The 19,277-nt window shown below is 47.4% G+C and carries 17 protein-coding genes; 6 read left to right on the forward strand and 11 right to left on the reverse strand.

The window, feature by feature from the left end:
• Positions 1-38: 38 nt before the first annotated feature.
• From WBG78_RS30205 to WBG78_RS30215, 3 genes are read left to right on the forward strand one after another with little or no spacing between them, the layout of a single operon-like run.
• Positions 39-977 (forward strand): sugar kinase, encoded by a 939-nt coding sequence (locus tag WBG78_RS30205; protein WP_337330277.1) that lies wholly within the window; start codon positions 39-41, stop codon positions 975-977.
• Positions 964-1,938: an ADP-ribosylglycohydrolase family protein gene (locus WBG78_RS30210; protein ID WP_337330278.1), complete on the forward strand. Its 975-nt coding sequence runs from the start codon at positions 964-966 to the stop codon at positions 1,936-1,938. Before WBG78_RS30205 ends, WBG78_RS30210 begins: the two co-directional genes overlap by 14 nt.
• A 1-nt stretch (position 1,939) precedes the next feature.
• On the forward strand, positions 1,940-3,532 hold the full coding sequence (locus WBG78_RS30215; RefSeq protein WP_337330279.1) for a transferase: 1,593 nt from the start codon (positions 1,940-1,942) through the stop codon (positions 3,530-3,532).
• Positions 3,533-3,600: 68 nt separating this feature from the next.
• Here WBG78_RS30215 and WBG78_RS30220 read toward each other — a convergent pair whose 3' ends face one another.
• Genes WBG78_RS30220 through WBG78_RS30235 form a run of 4 tightly spaced genes read right to left on the reverse strand, consistent with a single transcriptional unit; the run spans position 3,601 to position 7,454 of the window.
• Positions 3,601-3,882, reverse strand: a complete 282-nt coding sequence (locus WBG78_RS30220; protein ID WP_337330280.1) for a hypothetical protein — start codon at positions 3,880-3,882, stop codon at positions 3,601-3,603.
• 1 nt (position 3,883) lies between these two features.
• On the reverse strand, positions 3,884-5,281 hold the full coding sequence (locus WBG78_RS30225; protein ID WP_337330281.1) for a radical SAM protein: 1,398 nt from the start codon (positions 5,279-5,281) through the stop codon (positions 3,884-3,886).
• The gene (locus WBG78_RS30230) at positions 5,265-6,038 is read right to left on the reverse strand and encodes a prolipoprotein diacylglyceryl transferase (RefSeq protein WP_337330282.1); all 774 of its coding nucleotides are present in this window, start codon (positions 6,036-6,038) and stop codon (positions 5,265-5,267) included. The genes WBG78_RS30225 and WBG78_RS30230 overlap by 17 nt, the downstream gene beginning before the upstream one ends.
• Before the next feature lie 18 nt (positions 6,039-6,056).
• A complete protein-coding gene (locus tag WBG78_RS30235; RefSeq protein WP_337330283.1) occupies positions 6,057-7,454 on the reverse strand; it encodes an MBL fold metallo-hydrolase in 1,398 nt (465 codons plus the stop codon).
• Between the two features lie 324 nt (positions 7,455-7,778).
• On the opposite strand from WBG78_RS30235, the gene WBG78_RS30240 reads away from it, so the two are divergent.
• Complete coding sequence (locus tag WBG78_RS30240) at positions 7,779-8,612, forward strand: universal stress protein (RefSeq protein WP_337330284.1); 834 nt, start codon at positions 7,779-7,781, stop codon at positions 8,610-8,612.
• A 200-nt stretch (positions 8,613-8,812) separates the two neighbouring features.
• On the opposite strand, the gene murA is transcribed toward WBG78_RS30240, so the two are convergent.
• From murA to WBG78_RS30255, 3 genes are all read right to left on the reverse strand, one after another.
• A complete protein-coding gene (murA, locus tag WBG78_RS30245; protein WP_337330285.1) occupies positions 8,813-10,117 on the reverse strand; it encodes a UDP-N-acetylglucosamine 1-carboxyvinyltransferase in 1,305 nt (434 codons plus the stop codon).
• 62 nt (positions 10,118-10,179) lie between these two features.
• Entirely contained in the window at positions 10,180-10,899 is a 720-nt protein-coding gene (locus WBG78_RS30250) for a DUF4290 domain-containing protein (RefSeq protein ID WP_337330286.1), read from the reverse strand.
• A 107-nt stretch (positions 10,900-11,006) separates the two neighbouring features.
• Positions 11,007-13,268 carry an ATP-dependent helicase gene (locus tag WBG78_RS30255; RefSeq protein ID WP_337330287.1) on the reverse strand — a complete coding sequence of 754 codons (2,262 nt, stop codon included), beginning with the start codon at positions 13,266-13,268 and terminating at the stop codon, positions 11,007-11,009.
• Positions 13,269-13,460: 192 nt separating this feature from the next.
• On the opposite strand from WBG78_RS30255, the gene tcmP reads away from it, so the two are divergent.
• Positions 13,461-14,303 (forward strand): three-Cys-motif partner protein TcmP, encoded by an 843-nt coding sequence (gene tcmP / locus WBG78_RS30260; protein WP_337330288.1) that lies wholly within the window; start codon positions 13,461-13,463, stop codon positions 14,301-14,303.
• Between the two features lie 8 nt (positions 14,304-14,311).
• On the opposite strand, the gene WBG78_RS30265 is transcribed toward tcmP, so the two are convergent.
• From WBG78_RS30265 to WBG78_RS30280, 4 genes are all read right to left on the reverse strand, one after another.
• Complete coding sequence (locus WBG78_RS30265) at positions 14,312-15,472, reverse strand: hypothetical protein (protein WP_337330289.1); 1,161 nt, start codon at positions 15,470-15,472, stop codon at positions 14,312-14,314.
• A gap of 99 nt (positions 15,473-15,571) precedes the next feature.
• Positions 15,572-16,657, reverse strand: a complete 1,086-nt coding sequence (locus WBG78_RS30270) for a rhomboid family intramembrane serine protease (protein ID WP_337330290.1) — start codon at positions 16,655-16,657, stop codon at positions 15,572-15,574.
• 133 nt (positions 16,658-16,790) lie between these two features.
• Positions 16,791-17,135: a hypothetical protein gene (locus WBG78_RS30275; RefSeq protein ID WP_337330291.1), complete on the reverse strand. Its 345-nt coding sequence runs from the start codon at positions 17,133-17,135 to the stop codon at positions 16,791-16,793.
• Between the two features lie 112 nt (positions 17,136-17,247).
• Positions 17,248-18,225, reverse strand: a complete 978-nt coding sequence (locus WBG78_RS30280; RefSeq protein ID WP_337330292.1) for a hypothetical protein — start codon at positions 18,223-18,225, stop codon at positions 17,248-17,250.
• A 122-nt stretch (positions 18,226-18,347) separates the two neighbouring features.
• On the opposite strand from WBG78_RS30280, the gene WBG78_RS30285 reads away from it, so the two are divergent.
• Complete coding sequence (locus WBG78_RS30285; RefSeq protein WP_337330293.1) at positions 18,348-18,971, forward strand: DUF3109 family protein; 624 nt, start codon at positions 18,348-18,350, stop codon at positions 18,969-18,971.
• The last annotated feature ends 306 nt before the right edge of the window (positions 18,972-19,277 follow it).

A 19,277-nucleotide genomic window follows, 5' to 3' on the forward strand; every position in this document is an offset into this window, starting at 1 on the left:
TTGAGCATGTCGATGACAAGATTATAATTAACAACTTTATGAAAATTGAGAATGCTATAGTCGTTGTGAACAAGACACGCCTGGAGTCATTGATCGAGAGATTTAATACCCGTGATCAGGCACGGTTTTACATCGAACATTCCGGCGACGACTTTGTCGATTACGAGGAAGAACACAATGTGTTTCATCAGACGCTGGATTCAGTTGTGAAGTCCATTACAAAGACGCTGAAGGTGAAAGTGGTCGACCTCAAGTTTGTGCCGAACTTCCTGTTCAGCGATAAAGACCTGGTCATCGTTGTGGGGCAGGATGGACTCGTTGCCAATACTGCGAAGTATGTAAATAATCTTCCAATTGTCGGGGTCAATCCTGACCCTTTGAGAAACGATGGAGTATTGCTGCCCTTTAGTGTCAAGACTTTTGATAGGGCAGTGCAGGATGTGCTAATTGGTAAAGCAAGGTTTAGGAAAGTTACATTGGCACAGGCCGTATCCAATGATGGTCAGCAGCTCCTGGCATTCAATGATCTTTTTATTGGGCCAGCGTCCCACACGTCTGCGCGCTATAAGCTTACCTTTGGAAACGACAGTGAAGAGCAAAGCTCGAGCGGCGTCATCGTTTCAACAGGAGCAGGCAGCACAGGCTGGCTAAGCTCCGTGATGAATATGGCCTCAACTGTAAGCGCTACTTTTTCCGAGTCGCCATCGCCGGTAGCCATGACGTTGCCATGGGATACCGATCGGCTCGCCTTTGTTGTACGGGAGCCTTTCATGAGTCGTCACTCGGGAATCAGTCTTTCTGCGGGATTTATTGACCAGTCGGAAAGGCTGTTAATTGAATCGCATATGCCATTCAATGGCGTGGTGTTCAGCGATGGGATAGAGGCCGATTTTATTAGATTTAACTCCGGGACACGTGTCGAGATCGGTGTCGCTGCACGAAAGGCCCTTTTGGTTACGGATAATGGCAAGAGATAAACTGTTAGAGAGAATTAGTGGTTGTTTCCTTGGACTTGCGGTAGGGGATGCGTTGGGTGTTCCTGTGGAATTCAGATCCAGGAAAGACCTGGATGCGAGGCCTGTGGACGGAATGCGGGGTTATGGCACCTGGCACCAGGCGCCGGGTACATGGTCTGATGATAGTTCAATGACTTTTTGTTTGGCGGAATCACTGGCGGGTTCATACGATCTTCGTGACATTGCGAACGGGTTTCTGCGATGGTATCGCGAGGGCTACTGGGCAGCACATTACCACGTTTTTGATATCGGGGAAACTACACGTCACGCCTTGAGTCGAATTAAGGGAGGGGAAGATCCTCTGTTCTCGGGAGGCTTGGATGTGGAAAGCAATGGCAATGGTTCATTAATGCGAATAGCGCCGGTGGCATTGTATTCCCACGGCCTCAATGAAGCTGATTTCTTTGCGCGCATTCGTGAGGTTTCAGGAATCACCCATGCACATTTCAGATCGGTTTTCAGCTGTTATCTGTTCGGCACTATTGTTCGCGAAATACTATGTAATAAATCAAAGTCTGAAGCCCTGGCGTCGGCTGCAGCGCGTGTTAAGGAGTTCGCCGCGGTGAGTGAATTCAATCGTGATGAGCTTGGCCGTTTTGAACGGATACTCTCTGGTCGTTTACTTCAGGCAGAACGCAACTCGATAAACAGTGACGGGTATGTGGTTAGCACGCTTGAGGCTGCAATTTGGTCCTTTTTGACGACTGATAACTATAAGGACGCAGTACTAAAGGCGGTCAATCTTGGCGAAGATACTGACACCACCGCGTGCGTCACCGGCGCGTTAGCGGGATTGTATTACGGCGAAGCGGCAATCCCGTCACAATGGCGGGAAGTACTCGCAAGAGAAAAAGACATCTTAAAACTCTCCTGCGACTTTACTGAATCACTGAAGAACAGGATATTGCCGGAAAAAACGTAGCATGTATTTGCTCTTTCCCGGTCGCCATCAGCTTCTTACCGAATTTCAATTTCAATATCTTCAGGCCGTCACCTCCAAAGGACTAAATCAATTTAATGACATCAACGGAGAGCCTATTGCTACCAGCGAACCCGTCACTGCTATTGTCTTTGCTGTAACGTCTGCTAATCACAGCAATACCCGTCGTAACCCGCTATCATTTTACCTCAGGGCCCTGGCGATCCAGGATTTTTCCCAAAAGCTTGGCGTACCCTCGTTTATTTACGGCATTGACGACGTCGGTGACATGCGTGACTTTGCAAACTATACACTAAAGCAGGTAAAGCATGAGAGTGAGGGCATGTTTGATCTGAATCCTTCAAATTGTATCGTGGTTTGCTCCACACCTGTTCTTGATATGTATGAGCACCTCGGATTTCGTATACTTCCCGCTGAACTAAAGGAACGCAGCAAATGGACTCATATAACCTTGTTGCCGTGGGATGCAGTTGAACGCATTGCCGGCAACGACCATTGGGAACAGGATCTAAGTCTCACTGAAGTTATTCACAAGTCGTCGCGTGAGCTCTATGTCAAATATAAACTGGACAGAAAGATCCAGCTTCTTTTCAAAGACCACATGATCAGCGATGACGGTGACATTACCACAACGCGCGACTACAACAGCTACGTTCGTCAGATGGATGAGGTTGCCGAACTGAAATACAACGACACAGCTCCCTTCGTACGTCCCGGACGTATCGGTGACATTGGATGTGCAGTGGGATCGTGGATCAGACTGGCCTGCAGAGATGAGCGCTTCCGTGAGTCAGACTTCTATGGCATAGAGGTCGCGCGTCATCTGTTCGACATCTGCCATCAACGAAAACACAACGGTGAATTTGCGAATCCGTTCGTCTTCTTTTCTCAGCGCAACGCGGTGACAGGCCTCGTGTTCGACGCGCATTCGATGAATACGATTCACACCTCCTCACTCACGCATGAGATCGAATCCTATGGAAGCCGGGAGGATTTGCTGAACTTCATCAGGAACCGTTATTCAGAGCTGACAACCGGCGGCGTATGGATCAACCGTGACGTGGTAGGTCCCGAGCATAAGAACAAAATTGTGATGATGAAACTCAACACTGCAGACGGAAGGAACGCAGATTACGACAGGACATTTGAAACGCGTGAACAGTTGTCTGAATACCTGAAGGGCTTATCAACGGCAGCACGTTTCATGCGTTTTGTAAATGATTTCAGAAAGCATGAAGGCTATCAATTGAAATATCGGGTGGTTTTCGATAGCAACAGCGAGTACATAGAGCTGACTTTGCGTGATGCCTGCGAGTTCATGAGCCGTAAGGATTACGTGGACAACTGGGAAAGCGAGATGCATGAAACATTCTGCTTCTGGAGTTTTACAGAATGGTCGGCACATCTGGAGGCTGAAGGATTCGTAATCCTCCCGCAGTCGAGGGTCTACACCAACAACTGGATTGTAGATAACCGCTTAAAGAACAAAGTTGAATTGTACGAACGCGCCGGCGAGGAAATTGTTTCTATCGATTATCCTGTGACGAACATGATACTCGTGGCCGAGAAGAAATAGAATGCCTCAATTCGAATACATACTGTCCTGGTGTATCTGAGATTCGCCACATTATTTCTAATAAATGCTCAGTAAAGTGCCGCGCTTCCAAGGCAAGCCGAAAATCCAATCACGAGTACGATCACAGAGCTTAATAAAAAAGCTTTTGCCTGTGGAGCCTTCTTAATGAAGAGGACGATGGAAGTTGCAAAGTTGACAAACACCTGCAGACCGATCAGAAAAGCAGCAAGAAGCAGTGCCCCAAGCCCCGCTTCACCGCCACCTGAGGAAATACCGCTGATGTTTATCAGAACCATATAAGCAACAAGTACCAGCAGGTTGATGCCTCCGATTTTCTTTATGTGTTCCATGTCACACCAATTCTTTTCTAAGTTCGTCCAGCTTGCTCTCAAATTCAGGACGATAAAACAGGTTCATCGTCTCGAATGGAATGATCTTGCCGGACGGTGAAACTATATGCACGCACGACTTCTTAATTGCGCGTACGTCGAAATCGTAAGCATCCATAAAGTTCATAATGATTATCCGGAACAGGTTGTTGTAAGACAGGTCCGGAGCCACAATATTGGGTAAGCAGCATAGCAAGTGATGGAAGTCTTCTTCAAGAGCGTCAATAGAGTTTGCCGTGCTGAAGATCTTCAGTACCTGCTGGTGCAGGTTCTCGTCCTGCTCATACACAATCGTATTGCGCGAGTTGTTTAGTAAGAGCTCGGGATCAATAAAACGTGTGAGCGCCTGAACGCCAGTCTCGGTCTTCAGAGCGTAGCCCATAATGAGGGCGTCGGGATTGCAGGGAACGGGAATAAGATCATTTGGATTAAACACTGTTGTCTGCTCGAGGATCTTCCTCCTGATCTCTGTACTCGTAAGTCTGTTGATACCAGGATCGAAATGCTCTAAGCGTCCGCTGATCTGTGTTGGTTGAAATGTTACACCGCGCACGCAACGTTGCTGCAGCGCGAAGTCTATTGTTTTGCCAATTTCATGGTCATTTAAACCCTTCTGAAGAGTAACCACCAGCGTCGTTGATAAATTAAGACGATTCAACGTTTCAAGCGCTTTCATCCGGACCTCGGTAAGGTCCTTACCTCTCAGAACCTTTAATGCATTCGCTTCAAATGAATCAAATTGCAGATAGACTTCAAAGTCCGGCATATAGGTGGCAAGTCTCTCGGCAAATCCGGGATCCGAAGCGATGCGTATGCCGTTTGTATTAACCATCAGATGCTTGATGGGTTTTGACTTGGCCAAATCAAGTATCTCAAAAAATTGAGGATGAATGGTCGGTTCTCCGCCGCTGAGTTGCACCACGTCCGGCTGACCTTCGCTCGCTACAATTGCATCGAGCATGAATTCGATTTCATCCAGTGTCCGATGGCGTCCATGCGTTGGCGATGAGCTGGCATAACACGTCGGACAAGTAAGATTGCATCGATCAGTTACCTCGACAAGTGTGAGACACGAATGCTGTTCGTGGTCCGGGCATATTCCGCAATCATATGGGCATCCGAAGTGTGTGGTCGTATGTGGTTTTTTTGGATACTCAGAAGCCTTGTTATAATTGCGGATCTGCTTGTAATAGTTTACATCATCCGCTATCAGTACTTTTTGAAATCCATGTTCTGCGCAACGCTTGGTCATGTACACCTTGTCCTGTTCGAAGATGATCTTTGCTTCGATCTTCCGGTGGCATACCACACAGAGGCTTTGCGTATAGTCGTAGTAAATGTAATTACGCGGGTCGCTCATGTACGACGAGATTGTTGGGGTTAGACAAGATAACAATTATTGTTTGACAGTAGTATGCCAGTCCGGCCAGACAGGCTAGCTGAATTGTGCTGAGGGATAGAAATACCGGTTGGTTGGGTTTGATGAATTCGATAAGAAATCGAAACGCCAGATAAGCAATCATAAACAGCTTGAATCGCACCCCCATGCGGAAGATTTGTTTCGTTTCAACCTGATTGAGAACTATCCAGATTGCTCCCAGAAATATGATCTCATACAATGCCAGGGGGTGACGTGGGATGCCATCGCCCAGGTCCATTGCCCAGGGCAGGGCTGAAGCTTCACCGTAAGTTGGTTCATGAATGCCAGAGCTGAGACAACCGATCCGACCAATGATCATAGCGAGGACCAGAGGATAGGTAAACAGATCGCCGGACGAGGACTTCTCGCGAAGAAGCAGTTTCATTAGTTCTACCAGAAGAAGTCCGCCAAGCAAGCCACCGACAATTGTTTTATTGGCAAAGAAATATAACCACTTATTGGAAGCCTGATTCCATCCGTATGGGTTTTCAAGTGAACCCACCAAACGTGAGAAAAGGAATGCGCCAAGAGCTGCGGCAATAATGATCCAAACGCGATTGCTTTCCGGGATAGGATCTGAACGTTTCTTTTTCAGATAAAGGAAGTAGCGAAAGCCGATAAAGAATGCCAGTGTTTCAAATAGCAGGTGCAGGGATATACTTACCTGGCCAGATCCGAGGTGCAGAGGATAGTCCATAATGCTTGGATGTAAGCATCAAATGCCCTTAAACAACTGCACCGACTCCAGATAATCCGGAACAATAACATTCCATCCCAATCGTGTTCTGATATCTTCAGCATATGCGCTGAGGTCAGGGTTTTCGCCGTGTACCGTGAACGTTATCTTCGGCTTGTCCTCAAAGTTGCTCATCCATTCAAACAGCTCTCCGCGGTCGGCATGACCTGAGAAGGCACTCATGTTTTCGATGCGGCAGTTTACGGGAACTTCCTCTCCAAATATTCTTATCGTAGGCTTTCCGTCAACGAGATCTCTGTCTCGCGTTCCTTCCGCCTGGTATCCTGCAATCAGTAGTGTATCCTGGGGGTTGCGCAGCCGGTGATAAAGGTGATGTAACACACGGCCGCCGGTCATCATACCACTGGAAGAAATGATGATGGCATTGGTCTTGATGTCGTTCAGCGCTTTCGAGTGCTGCGATGTCTTAACAAACACCATAAGGTTCGTCTCCAGTTGCCGTGCGAACTCTGTGCGGTTAAACACTGCACTATGATAAGTCGGATGACGATAATACAAATAGGTTGCCGACGTCGCCATCGGACTATCAACGTACACGGGCACATCCGGTATGATGTCCCGTTCCATCAGATCATGAAAATGATAGAGCAAGGTCTGCGTACGTCCTACTGCGAAGGCGGGGATGAGCAGAACGCCACCATTGTTAAACGTCTGACGAACGATGCGTCCCAACTCTTCGCCAGGATCATTTGCTTTGTTGTCTTTATGACCGTACGTCGACTCAATGAAAAGAATATCAGCTTGTTTGATTTTAGCAGGTGGAGGCAAAAGTTCATCTGTTTCCCGCCCAAGGTCACCGGAAAATACAATCTTCTTACTTTGGTTATCACCTTTTATAAACATCTCGGTGATCGCGGCGCCCAGCATGTGCCCGGCCGAATTAAACCTGATTGAAACGTGATCCGCCAACGGTATCTCTATACCATAATCGAACTTCTTAACCATTGGAAACACACGTTGTGCGTCGGCTGTATAGTACAATGGTTCCGGATGACTATGACGTGAGTACCCTTTCTGCGCCGCATACAATGCTTCTTCTTCCTGTAACTTCGCCGAATCCAGTAACAAAAGCTCCAGCAGATCCGCCGTCGGCTTTGTACAATAGATTGGCCCATTAAATCCTTCCTTCACAAGCCTTGGAAGAAACCCAGTATGATCAATGTGACCATGACTAATAACAACAGCATGGATAGATGACGCCTCCACCGGGCACGGCTCCCAGTTTCGCATTCGGAGTTCCTTCAATCCCTGAAACAATCCACAATCAAAGAGCACCCGGAAGTCTCCGATGTCAAGCAGGTAGCGGGAGCCTGTAACCGATTTGGCAGCGCCGAGAAATTTAACTCTTACGTCCATGGGGAAAGTTCTTTTTTAGTCCTTAGTCCTGAGTCGTTAGTCCTGAGTTGTTAGTAGTACTTAAAGTCTATTATTGCATGATAGTTAAACCATCGTGGCCTTTGCTGACCAATTTGTAATACTCGCAACTTAGAAACTATAAATACTCAATACCACTCAGGACTCAGGACTAAAGACTCAGGACTAAATATACTTTGACCGCGCCAAACTTCTGACTTATATCATCCCCTTTATTGACAATCCTCAATAACGGACATCTGCAATAAGCTACTTTTGAGTCATAAGGAAGCGATAGCATCCGTTAACACAGTAAACCCACAGCTCATGAAAAGAATACTCGTCCCATGCGACTTTTCGAAGCCAGCAGTTAATGCATTTCGTCTCGCGTTAGACATCGCCGCACAATCCAAAGGTACCGTGCACCTGTTCCATGTTATTGAACTGCCTGTAGTTGGTGACCCTGGCATGATGCAGGTCGTCACGATGGACGAAAGCTTTTTCCGTGATTCACGAAAGTCGGTTCAGTTGCAGTTTGAAAAGCTACTGGCTAAGCACGGCAATGCCGACGTAAAGACAACCACCACCATTGAGTTCGGATTCTTTCCTAACCTGGTGGTGAATGCTATCGAAAATAATAGCATCGACCTGGTGCTTATGGGCTCTCATGGTTCCAGTGGGTTCAAGGAATTTATCTCAGGATCAAATGCCGAACGCATCGTGCGCAAGTCTTCCGTCCCGGTGCTGGTGGTCAAAGATCTTTACAAGGGTGCGATCAGGAACATCGTATTCCCTAACACACTGGAAACTGAAGGGCAGGAGGAACTGACGAAGCAGGTGAAGGCCCTGCAGGCATTCTTCAAGGCCACAGTCCATATTGTTTACATCAATACGCCTTCGTCTTTTACGTCAGATACCGTAACGATGAAACGCCTCAAGGAATTTGCAAAGCGATTTATGTTCAAGGACTATACAATCAATGTATTCAACCACGAGAACGAAGAGGGTGGCATTCTCCATTTCAGCGAGACCATCGGCGGGCACCTGATAGCGCTGGGCACGCACGGAAGGCGAGGAGTGAGCCATCTGCTGAACGGAAGTCTTGCAGAGGATCTGGTGAATCATTCGAAGACACTGATCTGGACGGCAGCGATCAAATAGCAGTCTTGAGTCCTGAGTCCTTAGTCGTGAGTATTGGTCACTAGACTTCTTAGTTGTTAGAAGCTACTTAAGAACGCAAGTTGGCAGGTAAGACAAAATCAAACATGCAACGATCAACGTCCAAGCCACCTCAACTAAAAGACTAAAAATACTAATAACCAATACTAAGGACTAAGGACTCAGGACTAAAGACTAGTCCTCTAGATGCGCTCGATCTGTGCTCCCAACGCTTTAAGCCGCGTATCAATATTCTGATACCCTCGATCGATCTGCTCTATGTTGGAGATCTCACTGGTTCCGCTCGAGCTCAGTGCGGCAATAAGCAATGACACACCGGCACGGATATCAGGAGACGACATCTTGATGCCTTTCAATTGTTGCTTTCTCTCCAAACCAATTACAGTTGCGCGGTGTGGATCACAAAGAATGATCTGCGCACCCATGTCTATCAGTTTGTCAACGAAGAACAGGCGGCTCTCAAACATCTTCTGATGAATGAGCACGGTGCCCTTTGCCTGAGTAGCAACGACAAGTATGATACTGATAAGGTCAGGAGTGAATCCGGGCCATGGCGCATCTGAAATGGTAAGGATCGATCCATCGATAAACGTATCGATCTCGTACAGGTCTTGCGAAGGGATGTGGATATCATCTCCGCGGTATTCCAGCTTGATACCCAGGCGGCGGAATGTTTCCGGTATAATGCCCAGCATATCGATGCGGCAATTTTTGATGGTGATCTCCGATTGTGTCATGGCTGCAAGACCGATGAAGCTTCCAATCTCGATCATGTCGGGAAGCATTGTATGCTCAGTTCCACCGAGTTTCTCAACGCCTTCAATAGTAAGCAGGTTGGAACCGATGCCACTGATCTTTGCACCCATGCGGTTGAGCATGAGACAAAGTTGCTGGAGATAAGGCTCGCAGGCTGCGTAATAAATCGTCGTTGTTCCTTTCGCCAGAACTGCAGCCATCACGATGTTGGCCGTTCCGGTTACCGATGCTTCATCGAGGAGCATGTAGCAGCCCTTCAGTTCGGTAGCATCGATGTGGAAGAGATGTTCTTCGGCGTCGAAGTTGAATTTTGCTCCGAGTCGTTGGAAGCCAAGGAAGTGAGTATCGAGGCGTCGGCGTCCGATCTTGTCGCCACCGGGCTTTGGCATAGTCGCCTTACCGAAGCGCGCAAGGATTGGTCCCAGCAACATCACAGACCCACGGAGTGCTGCAGCCTTCTTACGGTAATCTTCAGTCTCAAGGAATTTTGTATTGATGTTCGCCGCGGTAAAACGGTAGGTCTCGGGTCCCAGCTTTTCAACTTTGGAACCAAGGTCACCGATCAGGTCGATCAGCTTATTGACATCAACGATATTGGGGACATTATGTACCGTAACGGGCTCAGCACTCAATACGGTTGCACTCAGAATTTGCAGTGCCTCGTTCTTGGCACCTTGTGGGATGATTTCACCTTTTAGCTTCTTCCCACCCTTGATCTTGAAAACACTCATTCTAAAAAATAGTGGCTAGTTTAAAAAATACGCGATGAGCTAAGCCCATCGCGTTGTTATTGTTATTGGTCTCTTCTTCTGCGGAAGTTGTTGTTCTTGTTCTTGTTGAACGGCCTGTGGCCGCCTCCCTGGTGACGGTTCTGATTTCCATTGCCTTGTCCCTGGCGAGGTTGCTGATCGCCCTGGCCGCGCATACTGGTCTTCTTCTTGGTGTCCTTGTAAAGTTTCTCGAAGAGGTTGTCTTCGCGAACTTTCTCAATGGTCATGTTCAGCGCACCGCCCGACATGGCCTGGATGTCACGGAGAATAACAGAATCGTCCAGCGTTTCCTTATTCCAGTTGCCGTAGAACGTCTTCATCAATTTCCCGAGGTAGATGATCGACTCCTGTCTTTCCTGGTCGTTGTCTTTCTTCAAAGCCTCCTTCACGAGCTTCTCAATGTTCTTTCCGTAGTGACGGAACCGAACGTCGTTCTTCGGATACTCCATTTTCATGGGCTTCTTAAAAACAATTTCCGGTGTAGGAATCTCGTAAGGATTGTTTACGTCCAGACTAAAGTTTGCAATGATATAAAGGTCGTCCCAAAGTCTCTGCGGGTTATCCGGCTGTTCTTTGATACTCGGGGTCAATTGTTTGATAAGCTCGATAAGTGTATATGAGAGCTCAGTTCTTTTTTCGATGCTTGGGACCGTCTTGATGTATTCGACCAGCTTTTGAACGTTACGGCCGTATTCTTTCAGAATGATGTCAGGACGCTCAGAGTTATATTCTCCAATTTGCATGCGAGTTGTTTTGAGGTTTTTCGTCAGTACGTATGTAAGTGATTGTAGTCGGGGCGAACATCCAGTTCAAAAAACTTCGCCCGGGTAATGATAGCTAAACACTTTAGCTATGCATGTATTTTGAGTTTAGCAAAGTTAAGCAATAAGGTCTTCTCTCCAAAATCGTCAAAATTAATCTTGGCCTTGCGGTCGGCGCCTGCCGAGTCCATGGCCGTGACCCTTCCAAACCCGAATTTGGGGTGTTCCACCTTCATCCCTTCCCGCAACTGGGACGTGTCGCTGGGCTGAAAATCAGCCGAAGCCTTATAAGCCTGTGCACCCGCGGCACGGGGCGGCGGCGAGGAAGAAATGGTCTTTTTGATGCCGCTAACGAGGTTTTTGGCATACTGGGAAGGTGGCGGAAGAGATTCAAGACCTGCAAACTTGGTGCTTACCTTAATAAACGACTGATCCACATCGTCCAGGAAGCGGCTGGGCTCGCAGTTCTTCAGACGGCCGAACCTGTAGCGGGTAAGGGCGTAGCTCAGGAAAAGATGCTTCTGGGCACGGGTAATAGCCACATAAAACAGTCGACGCTCTTCTTCCAGCTCCGACCGGTTGCTGAGCATCATCTGGGACGGGAAGAGATCTTCCTCAAGCCCCACGATATAAACGTTACGGAACTCCAGACCCTTTGCCATGTGAATGGTCATCAGGGTTACCTTGTCCGGGTCCTTGTCTTTGTCTTCATCCTGACCGGTGATCAGCGAAACCTCCTGAAGGAATGCCCCCAGGCTCTTGTCCTGACGCTCAGGGTCGTCAACAAACTCCTTGATCGCGTTCAGCAATTCCTGAACGTTCTCATATCGGCTAAGGCCTTCAACGGTCTTGTCTTCATAAAGCTCACGCAACAGTCCTGAGCCTTTGGCGATATCGAAAGCAGCATCGTAAGCGTCTTTCCGACCGACCTCAACACCGAACCTTTTGATCATGGCCACGAAGTCGTCGATGGCTGTGGCTGCCCGCCCGCCAATGAAAGACTGCGCATTCTCAAGTACCTCCCAGATGGTGATCGCATGGTCATTGGCCGCAACAATCACTTTGTCGACACTGGAATCACCAATACCGCGCTTGGGCAGGTTGATTATCCTTCTGAAAGACGCCTCATCCGATTGATTGATTGAGAAGCGCATGTAGGCCAGCAGATCTTTAATCTCCTTGCGTTGATAGAAGGAGAGACCGCCCACTACTTTGTATTTGATGTTCATTCGGCGCAGCGCTTCTTCTATCGCACGCGACTGACTGTTGGTTCTATAAAGAATTGCAAAATCACTGAACTTCAGTTGGTGCTGCATCTTCTCCTGGAAGATCGATGACGCCACCAGCTTGCCTTCCTCGTTGTCGGATACGGCTTTGATCAGTTCGATCATGTTGCCGTCCTCGTTCTCCGTCCATACATTCTTTGGAAGCTGTGCCCGGTTCTTTTTGATTACCGAGTTCGCCGCCTTCACAATGGTGTTGGTGGAACGATAATTCTGTTCGAGCTTAATGACTTTCAGATCGGGATAATCGCGCTCGAAGTTGAGGATGTTCGAGATGTCGGCACCCCGGAATCCATAGATACTTTGCGCATCATCTCCCACAACACAAATATTCTGGCGAACGGCGGCAAGTTTCCGGATGATATAGTATTGGCAAAGGTTGGTATCCTGGAACTCATCGACGAGTACATAGTGGATCCTATGCTGATACTTATTTAGTACTTCCAGGTGTTCTTTGAAAAGTTTGTCTGTGTTGAAGAGCAGGTCATCGAAGTCCATGGCACCCGCCTTGAAGCAACGCTGGGCATAGGCGCGATAGATCTTGGAGATCTCAGGGCGCATGTTAGCGGCATCATCGGCCATCAGTTCCGCATTGTTAGCATAATCCTGCCAGCTGATCAGGGTGTTCTTCGCGGCAGAGATCCGGCTATAAACGGTGTTGGCTTTATAGATGGCATCATCGAGGCCCATTTCCTTTACGATGTTCCTGATGAGGGACTTCGAATCATCCGTATCGTAAATGGTGAAGTTGTTCGTGTATCCAAGGTGATGCGCTTCGGCGCGGAGGATGCGCGAAAACACCGAGTGAAAGGTTCCCATCCACAGGTTGCGCGCATCGTGTCCCACCACTTTCTCAATACGCTCACGCATTTCTTTCGCCGCTTTATTCGTGAAAGTAAGTGCCATGATGTTGAAAGGATCCACACCATTGCGTATAAGCTGAGCGATGCGAAAGGTCAGTACCCGGGTTTTGCCCGAACCAGCACCCGCGATCAGCATGCATGCTCCTTCTGTATTCACTACCCCTTGATATTGGGGCTCATTCAAACTCTCCAGGTAATCAGTCATATCGGCCACAAGTTAGCAAGCACACGAGTATTCACAAGCAGTTGAGGAGTTGCACTTACAATCGAACAAAAATTTCATAGCGTTCGCGAAAAGATTGGCAGAAACGCTGGACACAAGTTAATTTTGAACAACAGTTTGCAAAGGCTCAAGGCAACGGTCTTCGTCGACGTCGTATCGCTAAACTATAATTTTTTGAACTTAAAATCGCGCGAAACAGTTCCCGGTTTTTCTGACGATGGCTTAAGCGTCAGCGCCGCAGAGCCATGGTTTAAAGTAAAGGTTCAAGTACTCCAGAGTTATTTGCAGGCATTCATCGTAACTGCATTGTCGCGCGCGGATGAAGTAGTGCTCGTTGATCTGTTTGCCGGCAGTGGCCTATTTTCTTCAGGACATCAAAAAGATATTTTCCCCGGCGCCACTTTTGCCGCCATGAGCGATGCGTTGCCTTTTACAAGATGGCTCTTTTGTGAGCGCGACGCCGATCAACTTAAGGCTCTTGACACACGCATACGCCGGGCATTTTCATCACTTGACACAGAGATCATTCATTCCAACCCGCGCGACCCTGACAGGTTTCTTTCACTTATCCCGACTTCCAAGCCAGGCAAGAGGGTCGCTGTGCTTGTTCTTGCCGATTCATTCTCTCTCGAACTTCCGTTCTCGACCGTAAATAAACTGGCGGCATTGAACTGCAGCCTGCTCATGCCCTTCACTTTTGTTCTGAACAACCGGATGGACTGCCGTTATTATGCGAAAGAACAGTCTGATACGCTGCGCAGATACATTGGTGAATCATCGGTCTCTAAATTGAAGGACCTCGAAAGCAATCACCATTTCTATCGTCGATTGATTCGCTTGTACCAAAACAACCTGCTCGTGGCGGGATTGAACGCATCGATGTCTACGCACAAGCTCGAGTCGCGGATGATGGAGCTTCCCGCATATCATATCGGATTTTTCTCCAAGCAGTTTTCAACGCGTAATATCCTGCGCGAGGTGAGCGGCGCGGAGAACATGCAGTATGAGCTGTTTTAGGAATTAACCTAGTCCACTACAATCCAGCTCATCCCCAGCAATCCCGGATACTGACTTATCATCATCCCATCTCCAATGGCGGTGTCGTCGTACATCAAACGCGTTACGCTTATCTCCTCATCCTCTTTAAGATCGCCCCATCTTCTTAGTTCCAGATAGTAAGAAGTAGACTTTCCATTCGAGATACGTTTTGCAATCACCTCTGTTTGATACTGAGTCGGCGCTGACCGATCTCCAACTGCGTTTACCATGGTTACTGCTCCGTACCCATAAGCGAACGTAAAAATGGGGAAGAGAAAAACGGTCACCAACTCATTCTTGTTTTTGAATTTAAACCGCGAGGTAGAAAACTCATACATCACAAACACGACCACTGCAATAATGGCCATGAGAAACCATCCGAAGCCATAATCCAAAGTGTTGATGTCCTTCATGCAGCGGAACGCCAGCATCAATGAAACAACGATAAATGATCCCATCACCGAAGGATGCTTTTCATTTTTATTTCCTTCGCCACGGATGAGTCCGCGGTATCGGAAGCAAACTGCGATCGCCAGAAGCGGATATAGTATCCCTGCTGACAAACATAGCGTGTAGGGGGTGGGATAGAAGAACAGCCATGCAGCGACTCCCCATCCAAACCATTCGGTGTATCTGGCAGCCTTACGTGCCTGTTCAAGGCGAATACCTCGTTCTTCCGGATCGGCGCCAAAGGCTTCGTCGTTTAATATTTCATCCTCCTCGGCCTGGGCATCGGCAGCATCCAGGTTGGGATAATTTGTGCCAAGGAATTCACGTATCTCGTCACTGTTTTTAAAATAAGTAGTAACGCGGATCTTCTTTAACGAATCGTTCTTTGGTATAATATGAAGTTCATCTTTTCCCTCCCGCCATCCTTTGATCTCGTCCAGGGCGAGGCTTCTTTTGTATATCACGGAAACGAGAGATATGCGATCGACAGCAATGATAAACTTGCTGATCTGAATCTCTTTAACCATATAGATGGCTACACCAATACATGCAGCCACAATCAGATGAAATGTCAGTCCGGAGGTTTGAGAACTTGCGGCAAGCGCAGCCTTCAATGCAAAGTAGGCGCCGACAAGAGCTCCGCCAGCGAACACATAGGCAAAAATTGTGACAACTATTCCCAGGCGATATTCCCTCATGGCGGTGTTTTAAGAAGAACAAGATAATCAAGTTAAGTCTTTAATCCGGAGTGCTCAGTCATGAGTTGTTTGAAGAATGTTAGGTTCGTAGTACGCGGATTACTGAGTACTCATGTCATCTCTTATTTCCGGCTTCATGGTAGTGTAGATTATCAATCCAACGTTTACTCCGCTGACGAGCCCTCCCAAGTGTGCCGCGTTGTCAATTCCTCCTGTAAGACCCATCAGAAGATTAATAAAAACGTAAGGGCCGAAAAGGATCAGGATCAATTTTTTGCCCTCTTTGGCAAGGAGACCGGTAAGTGTCACGGCCAGTATTGCGCCACACAATCCAAAGATTGCACCTGATGCTCCTACACTTATCGTGTTTTCATACCAGCAGATGCTGGCAATGCTTCCGGCAATTCCCGATATAAAATAAATGAGTGCATAACGAACTGGACCAAGCATAGGCTCAATAAAGATCGACGCCAGATACAATCCGTAGATATTTAACGCGAGGTGCATCAACCCGCCGTGCAAAAACATACTGCTAAGCAACCGCCACCAATCACCGGACGTCGTTTCTGCTCTTCGATTTGCTCCCCATTCCAAAAGTTCCAGTCCGTTAGGCGAGATGATATGCACACCAGAAAAGACCATTAGCAGAAAGACAATAATATTAATATCAAGAACAACTGACGTAACTAAATGTGGCTGTTTCGGAATAAGAAACTTAAACATGTTAACAACGTCATCTTCTTTTGGTCTCTTTCCTGCGCGTTGCCTCGCTAACTCTCGCTTGCTGACTCTTCCAGAGACAAGAATGAGAAGAAAGAGTGAAGTTCCAATCAAATAGGAGCCAAAGATCCATTGCAGCATCTTGCCGCTTCGAACTTCGAAAGCCTCGTGCTTCGGTTCCAGTATTACTGCTTTGATATGTGTTCCATTACGCGTACCCACGGCTTTCAGGAATCCATCCCGGTCTTCCGAATTTGGTAGTCGTTCAAAATAGGTTAAGTCGTGAAATACGAATCGATTCATCTTATCAATGCACTCAGCGAAGAAAGCCTGGTATTCGCGTTCCTTTTGGTCTGCACTAAGTCGATTGCCGATTTGCTTTTTAAAGGAAACTCCATACCAGTATTTGAATGAATCTCTTTGATCGTCCAGACTATCATTTACGATTGGACAGGCGAAATACACATGGATGTTCAGATACTGGTTATGCTGTCCACTAGCCCGAAAGTCAGTATATGATGTGCCGAAGGATGCGAGTGGATGAAAGGAATTGATTTGATAATATCTCGTTGGTTCTTTTTTATCCAGATCTTCGATGTTAAGTCACCTCCTGCAGCGTTCCGCTTTCTGTCGTCAGGTACATCTGCGAGATGATCATGGAGACAGCCATTATAACTGCTGTCAGCAGCTGGAACCCAAACTGCTTGCGGTCGCTGTCCTTCTTGTAAGTTAAAATTCGAAATCTTGGGCGCAACCATATCGTAATTGGGATCCAGGGTAGTGAGAGCGGCAGCCAGAGTTGCCAAACCTCTTGCTTAAAATCCAACAGTTCTGTTTCAATTGCCAGAAAATATCTTATTAAGACGAGGGCTAATAATGTACCGATCGTCACATATAAGAAGGCGGGTATGATATGCCTCAACTTAGAAGTATAATCGTTCATGGAGTTGATCGACCTGTTCGTTTAAATGGTAATGGTAATTGTGGTTGATTGGCGTGTAGAAAAAAATGGACTTCGCTATCCGCTGGATATAAATTCTGGTTATATATAACCTTTAATTCTGCTTATACTTCTGAATCAACGTATGCGTCAGCGATACACTCTTGCGCACATGAATGGCGCGAATGAGCTGTTCAAAAAGTTCATAGTTCAACAGGCCTGACTGGTAACGGTATATTCTGAAGTCGCTGGTCATAAGCTTCAGCGCTGTTTGCTGACGGGGCACTTCTTCTGTTTCTACGATCTGGATGTCATCCAGTCGAAATGAGCGCTCCCAGCGGGGAAGAAAAAAGCATCTCACAATAAGGTGATTCTCGCTCACAATAAAGTAATGGTTCTGATTGATGAGCAGAGAATAAAACAACGTGAAGACAGTGAAGGGAAATATCAGCAGTAACGGCCGCGTGATGTCAAATGCTACGCCAACAGCTACGACACACATCCCCAAAAAAATGAGGTTGTTGAACGACTTCAATGGCATAAGTTTGAAGACACGCGCACGTTGAATGTCGATGGGGTGACGTATGATCTGATCATCGCCATGCGATGATACCGGATGAAACTTCTTTGACTTACCCAGAATGAAATCATTGAGGCGACTCAGATTCAATCTGATCACGTTTCCATTTTCATAATTCTCTACGGCAATGGAAACCTGGTTTCCATCGGCAAGCAGGAGTGAGCTGGATTCAAAAGTATAGGGAACGAAGAGAACCGTGTCAGAGCTCTTGCCGCGAACAGTGACCAGAACAATGTCGGACACATTGATCACTTTGTTGCCGATCCAGATTTCATGATCATTGATGGTGATCTTCGGTGACTTCCGGTAATAATGTATGAGCGTGGTGATGATGTAGAAAATTCCAAGGAAGGGCATAACCATCGTGATACCCCATTCTTTCCACGGCTGTCCTTCCCGAATGTTCTGCAGCAGGATGCTGATACCAAGCGTTGCCAGCATGAGTGGCATTGTCAGGGTGAATAGCCCCACGAAATAGCGCTTGTAATTGAGCCTGCTGAGAAAGGTCTGCATAGTGGTTCCCTCAAGCTATATACCCCGGGAAGCCAAAGTGTGACCACCTTTTGCACCCTGTCCCGGCACTTTTGACGGGTATTTTTGGTTTTTTGACGTCGATTAAGGGTTAACTTTGCACCATGATTAAAGTCGGAGAGGTTTTGGTGTCGGACGACGTCCGGGACAAGGAATTCGTTTGCAATCTTGAAAAATGCAAAGGTGCGTGCTGCGTGGAAGGGGATTACGGAGCGCCCCTGCTGGAGGAGGAACTGGCCATCCTGGAAGAGATTTATCCCAAGGTGAAGCCTTATCTGAGTGCCCGGGGAGTCGAAGAAATTGAAAAGCAGGGTACCCACACTGTCGACGACGAAGACGATCTTGTAACTCCCGTAATCGAAGGCCGCGAGTGCGTTTATGCTATCTATGACAAGAAGGGTATTCTGAAATGCGGTATCGAGGCGGCGTATAACGATGGCGTTATCTCCTGGAAGAAGCCGATCTCCTGTCATCTGTATCCGATCCGTATCACACAGAAGAAGAACTTTGAAGCAGTGAACTATCACAAGTGGCACATCTGTTCACCAGCCTGTGCGTTGGGAAAGGAGTTGCAGGTGCCGGTCTACAAGTTCCTGCGCGATCCGCTCATTCGCAAGTATGGCGAGGCGTGGTATGAAGAGTTAGTGAGGGTGATCGAGGAGGAGGCTAAGGATGAGGGTAAGTCTAACAAAGACGACGGTAAGAAGAGTCCGAAGCTTAAGAAGTAGCGATCAGTTCATCAATGATGCAGAGCATCGAGTATTGAAGTGATTACGTTGTAGGGAGTTCCTGATATCCTGGACCAATTGCTTTTGCCTGAAGAACTTTCGCGCAGCCATACTTTACGGGGACGATATCTCCGAATGGGGATACGCAACCATATTGCAGCCCAATACTTACCAAAAGGGTTTCATTAGAAGTTGCAGCATGGGAATACTTTAATTCCAATCGTTGTTCGGGTCTGTAAAATAAACTGTGTCAGTATTACTATTGAACCGATGTTGGAATGTGGGTAACTCCAACGGGTACTGTTG

This window comes from Chryseolinea sp. T2, assembly GCF_037203685.1.
Lineage (GTDB): Bacteria > Bacteroidota > Bacteroidia > Cytophagales > Cyclobacteriaceae > Chryseolinea.

Coding starts and splice junctions, on each gene's coding strand:
- WBG78_RS30205 (WP_337330277.1), top strand. CDS start 39: ATGAAAATTGAGAATGCTATAGTCGTTGTGAACAAGACACGCCTGGAG.
- WBG78_RS30235 (WP_337330283.1), bottom strand. CDS start 7,454: ATGGACGTAAGAGTTAAATTTCTCGGCGCTGCCAAATCGGTTACAGGC.
- WBG78_RS30275 (WP_337330291.1), bottom strand. CDS start 17,135: ATGAACGATTATACTTCTAAGTTGAGGCATATCATACCCGCCTTCTTA.
- WBG78_RS30280 (WP_337330292.1), bottom strand. CDS start 18,225: ATGCAGACCTTTCTCAGCAGGCTCAATTACAAGCGCTATTTCGTGGGG.
- WBG78_RS30250 (WP_337330286.1), bottom strand. CDS start 10,899: ATGCAAATTGGAGAATATAACTCTGAGCGTCCTGACATCATTCTGAAA.
- WBG78_RS30285 (WP_337330293.1), top strand. CDS start 18,348: ATGATTAAAGTCGGAGAGGTTTTGGTGTCGGACGACGTCCGGGACAAG.
- WBG78_RS30215 (WP_337330279.1), top strand. CDS start 1,940: ATGTATTTGCTCTTTCCCGGTCGCCATCAGCTTCTTACCGAATTTCAA.
- WBG78_RS30220 (WP_337330280.1), bottom strand. CDS start 3,882: ATGGAACACATAAAGAAAATCGGAGGCATCAACCTGCTGGTACTTGTT.
- WBG78_RS30240 (WP_337330284.1), top strand. CDS start 7,779: ATGAAAAGAATACTCGTCCCATGCGACTTTTCGAAGCCAGCAGTTAAT.
- WBG78_RS30265 (WP_337330289.1), bottom strand. CDS start 15,472: ATGAGGGAATATCGCCTGGGAATAGTTGTCACAATTTTTGCCTATGTG.
- WBG78_RS30225 (WP_337330281.1), bottom strand. CDS start 5,281: ATGAGCGACCCGCGTAATTACATTTACTACGACTATACGCAAAGCCTC.
- murA (WP_337330285.1), bottom strand. CDS start 10,117: ATGAGTGTTTTCAAGATCAAGGGTGGGAAGAAGCTAAAAGGTGAAATC.
- WBG78_RS30210 (WP_337330278.1), top strand. CDS start 964: ATGGCAAGAGATAAACTGTTAGAGAGAATTAGTGGTTGTTTCCTTGGA.
- WBG78_RS30230 (WP_337330282.1), bottom strand. CDS start 6,038: ATGGACTATCCTCTGCACCTCGGATCTGGCCAGGTAAGTATATCCCTG.
- WBG78_RS30255 (WP_337330287.1), bottom strand. CDS start 13,268: ATGACTGATTACCTGGAGAGTTTGAATGAGCCCCAATATCAAGGGGTA.